Annotated in this window: 1 protein-coding gene; it reads left to right on the top strand. The window is 74.1% G+C overall.

Annotated elements, in window-relative coordinates; all coding sequences use genetic code 11:
* Window positions 1-4,881 (top strand): beta-ketoacyl synthase N-terminal-like domain-containing protein (locus ACWGI8_RS39570; protein ID WP_453668284.1); only part of this gene is annotated, 4,881 nt, incomplete at both ends.

Genomic DNA, 4,881 nt, shown 5'->3' with positions numbered 1-4,881 from the left:
GCACTCGCACTCGCCGACGGGAAGCGGGCACGGGCGATGCTGGACGAGGCCCGCGAAGTCCTGGACGGCAGGCCATGGGGTGTCGGCGTACTGGGCTTCGCACCGGAGGAGACGAGAAACGCCCAGCTGGAGGCCGTACGGGCGTGCCGCCCCACGCATGCGATCATCGCCGGCGGCCGCCCCTCGCAGGCGCGGGTGCTCGAAGAGGCCGGCATCACCACGTTTCTGCACGTACCCTCTCCGGGCCTGCTGCGGCAGTTCCTCGACGCCGGCGCGCGGCGGTTCGTCTTCGAGGGCGCGGAGTGCGGCGGCCATGTCGGGCCGCGCAACAGCTTCCCGCTGTGGGAGGCGCAGCTCGGCGTGCTCCAGGACTTCCTCGACGGAGCACGGAACGGCGCGGACGGTTCCGGGGCGCCGGCCGCCGCCGAGGGGATCGAGGTGTTTCTCGCCGGCGGGATCCACGACGAGCGGTCCTCGGCGATGGCCGCGGCACTCGCCGCGCCGCTGACCGCACGCGGCTGCGCCGTCGGCGTCCTCATGGGCACGGCCTATCTGTTCACCGAGGAGGCGGTGGGGCGCGGCGCCGTCCAGCCACTTTTCCAGCGCCGCGTACTGGCCGCGGAGCGCACCACGCTGCTGGAGACGGCGCCGGGCCACGCCACCCGCTGCGTGCCCAGCCCGTTCAGCGACGGCTACGGCACGGTGGAGGCCCGGCTGCGGGCGGAGGGCCTCGGTGACCGGCAGATCTGGGAGCGGCTGGAGCGGCTCAACGTCGGCAGGCTGCGGATCGCGGCCAAGGGCGTCGAGCGGGACGGCGACGGCGGCCTGGTGTCCGTGGACGAGGAACGCCAGCTGGCGGACGGCATGTTCATGGCCGGGGAGGTCGCCGTGCTCCGCTCGGCGGTCACCTCCGTCGCGGCGCTGCACACCTCGGTGGTCCCCGGTGCCGCACGGTTCCTCACCGAGCGCACCGCGGAGTTGCGCGAGCGCCTCGGCACCGGCAGCACGACCGGCCGGCACTCCGAGCTGCCGGAGCCGCCCCCGCCGCTCGATGTGGCCGTGGTCGGAATGGCCTGCATGTTCCCCGAGGCCCCGGACCTCGCCACGTTCTGGGCGAACGTCCTGGACGGCGCCGACGCGGTCGGCGAGGTCCCCCCGGAGCGGTGGGACCCGGCCGTGCACTATGCGGCCGAGCCGGGTGGCGCGGGACAGGCTGATGCGGGGCAGGCTGATGCGGGGCAGGCTGGTGCGGTCACGTCCAAGTGGGGCGGATTCCTGCCCCCGGTCCCGTTCGACCCGCTGCGCTACGGCATACCACCGGCCTCGCTCGGCAGCATCGAGCCCGTGCAGCTGCTGGCCCTGGAAGCCGCCCGGCAGGCCCTCGATGACGCGGGGTACGGCGAGAACGGCCGGGCCTTCGACCGCTCCCGCACGGGTGTGGTGTTCGGCGCGGAACCGGGCAGCGACCTCTCCAACGCGGCCACGCTGCGGGCCGTCCTGCCCTCGTACTACGGCACGGTGCCGGAGGGACTGGAACGGCAGCTTCCGCAACTGACCGAGGACTCGTTCCCCGGAATGCTCGCCAATGTCATCTCCGGCCGGATCGCGAACCGGCTCGACCTCGGCGGGCCCAACTTCACCGTCGACGCGGCCTGCGCCTCCTCGCTCGCGGCGCTGGACGTCGCCTGCAAGGACCTCGTCACCGGCACCAGCGACCTCGTCCTGTGCGGGGGCGCGGATCTGCACAACGGCATCAACGACTACCTGCTGTTCACGTCGGTTCACGCTCTCTCCCCCACCGGTCGCTCCCGGGCCTTCGACAGCTCGGCCGACGGAATCGCCCTGGGCGAGGGGGTGGCCTGCGTGGTCCTCAAGCGGCTGGCCGACGCGGAGCGCGACGGCGACCGCATCTACGGAGTGGTCAAGGGCGTCGGCAGCTCGAGCGACGGGCGCTCGCTCGGCCTGACCGCTCCCCGGCCCGAGGGCCAGCGGGCGGCGCTGTCACGGGCCTACCGCAACGCCGGTACGTCACCGGCCGAGGTCGGTCTGGTCGAGGCGCACGGAACCGGCACCGTCGTCGGCGACCGGACCGAGCTGACCGTCCTCACCGAGGTGTTCGAGGAGGCGGGAGCCCGCCCGGGCAGCTGTGTGCTGGGGTCGGTCAAGTCGCAGATCGGGCACACCAAGTGCGCGGCCGGACTGGCCGGACTGATCAAGACCGCGATGGCCCTGCACACCGGGGTCAGACCGCCCACCCTGCATCTGGAACGGCCCAACCCCGCCTGGCAGGAGGAGCGCAGCCCGTTCGCCTTCCACCGTGAGGCCCTGCCCTGGGCGACGCCGCCGGAGCGGCGGATCGCGGGGCTGAGCGCGTTCGGTTTCGGCGGCACCAACTTCCACGTGGTGCTGAGCGGCCACGGCGGCGCGGCGCCACCGGTCCACGGCCGGGACGCCTGGCCGGCCGAGCTGTTCACCTTCCGTGGGAGGGACACCGCGGCCGCGCACCGGGCGGTTCGGGAGCTGCTGGACCTCGCCTCGGCCGAGGTGAACGGCGCCCGGCGGTGGCGGCTGCGCGATCTGGCCGCGGCCGCCTCCCGCCGCAGCGACACGGGGACCGGTCCCGTCCGGGCCGCCGTCGTCGCCACCGATCCCGACGGGCTGTGCGCGCAGTTGCGGCGGGTCCTGGCCGGTGAACACGATCCGGCAGCCGGGATCCACGTCGCGGACACCGCGAACACCGCGGAGACCGCGGACAGCACGAACACCGCCGACACCGCGAATACCGCAGACACCGCAGACACTGCGGATCCGGAGAACGGGGTGCGGGGTACCGGAGCGCAGGGAAAGGTCGCCTTTCTCTTCCCGGGCCAGGGAAGCCAGCGCCCCGGCATGTTCGCGGACGTCTTCACGGCCTTCCCGGAGCTGCACCATCTGCTGGCGCTCGGCGGAGACACCGCCGCGGCGCTGTATCCGCCGGCCTCCTTCGACGAGGGCGCGCGCGAGCGTCGGCGTACCGCCATCACGGACACCAGGGTCGCCCAGCCCGCCCTCGGGATCGTGGACCTCGCCGCCCACATCCTGCTCACCCGGGCCGGGGTAGTACCGGACATGGCGGCCGGCCACAGCTACGGAGAGCTGGTGGCCCTGTGCGCCGCCGGTGCGATCGACCCGGAGACCCTGCTGGAGCTGAGTGCTGAGCGGGCCCGCGCGATCCTCGCCGCGGCCGGGGACGATCCGGGAGCCATGGCGGCGGTGGGTGCGTCGGCCGCGGAAGTCGAGCGAACGCTGAGCACCGCGGACCCGGGCACCGTCCGCGGGCTCGTGGTCGCCAACCACAACGCGCCACGGCAGACGGTGATCTCCGGTACCTCGGCGGCCGTGGACACGGCGGTGCGCCTGCTGCGCGAGGCGGGCCACGGTGCCAAACGCCTGCCGGTCGCCTGCGCCTTCCACAGCCCGGTGGTGGCCGGGGCGGGCGAGCGGTTCGCACGTGCCCTCGCGGAACGTCCGGTAAGGGCGACGGAGTTCCCGGTGTGGTCGAACCGCACGGCGCTCGCGTACGACGAAGGGCCCGAGGCGATCCGTGCGGAACTGGCCGCCCAGATCGGCGCCCCGGTCCGGTTCGCGGACCAGATCGAGGCGATGTACGAGGCCGGGGCCCGGGTCTTCGTCGAAGCCGGTCCCGGCCGGGTGCTGACCCGTCTGGTCGCCGACATCCTCGGGGACCGCCCGCACCGCGTCGTCGCCTGTGAGCCGCGACCGGACAGCGGCCTGCCCGGGCTGCTCGGGGCGCTCGCCCAGCTGGCGGTCGCGGGACTTCCGGTACGTACCGGCTGGATGTTCCGGGGACGCGACGTGGTGGACGCGAGCCGCGCCCCCGCGCAGCGGCAGCCCGGCTGGACGGTCGACGGGCATCTGGTCCGCACCGCGTCCGGCGATCTTCTGCCCGGTGCCCTGGCACCGGCCCGACGTGTCGTGGAGACGACTGTGACGACGAACCACACCGAGGGAGCCGCCGACGGGGCGGCCGTGGCCCGGCAGGACGCGCTGATCGCCGAATTCCTGCGTACCAGCCGGGAGATGGTGGCGGCGCAGCGCGATGTCCTGCTCACCTACTTCGGCGGTCAGGCGCTCGGGCAGCCCGGGGAGGGAGTCGGCCGGCCTGCGCCCGGGCCGTCGGCTGAGCGGTCGTGGGCGCCCGCCTTAACAGCCGCGGACTCGTTATCCGTGGCCGAACCCGAACCGTGGTCCTCGGTATCCGCGGACGTGGCGCCGTCCGCACAGTCACCGTCCGGACAGTCACCGTCCACGCAGCCGCCGTCCGCACAGCCGTCGTCCGTGCAGTCGCTGTCCGAACAGGACGTCCTGCGCATGGTGGTGGAGATCATCAGCGAACGCACGGGCTATCCGGCGGACATGGTCGAGCCCGGTCTGGATCTGGAAGCGGATCTGAGCATCGACTCCATCAAGCGGGCCGAGATCGTGGGCGAGCTGGCCCGAAGAGTGGCAGCGAACACCGGCGCGGGCATGGCGGTACTGGACGACGCCGAGGCGGAGGAGCTGGCGAAGGCGAGGACCGCGACCGCGCTGGCCGGCCGGCTCGCGGCCCTCGCGACCGCCGAACCGCCGGCCGCAGGGCCGTCGGCAGCGGGGCCGTCGTCCGCGGGGCCGTCGTCCGCGGGGCCGTCGTCCGCGGGGCCGTCGTCCGCGGGGCCGTCGTCCGCGGGGCCGTCGTCCGCGTCACCGCCGTCCGACGTGCTCCCCGAGCCGACCGCCGCCGAGACCGGTGCCGACGCGCCACCGGCGACGGTGAACACCCCGGCGTCCTCCGAAACGCCGCCCCGGCCGGACACCTCCGGGATCCCCGGGGCCGCCGGTACC

Source organism: Streptomyces sp. NPDC054841 (assembly GCF_053611045.1).
This window is presented reverse-complemented; position numbering and strand designations above follow the sequence as displayed.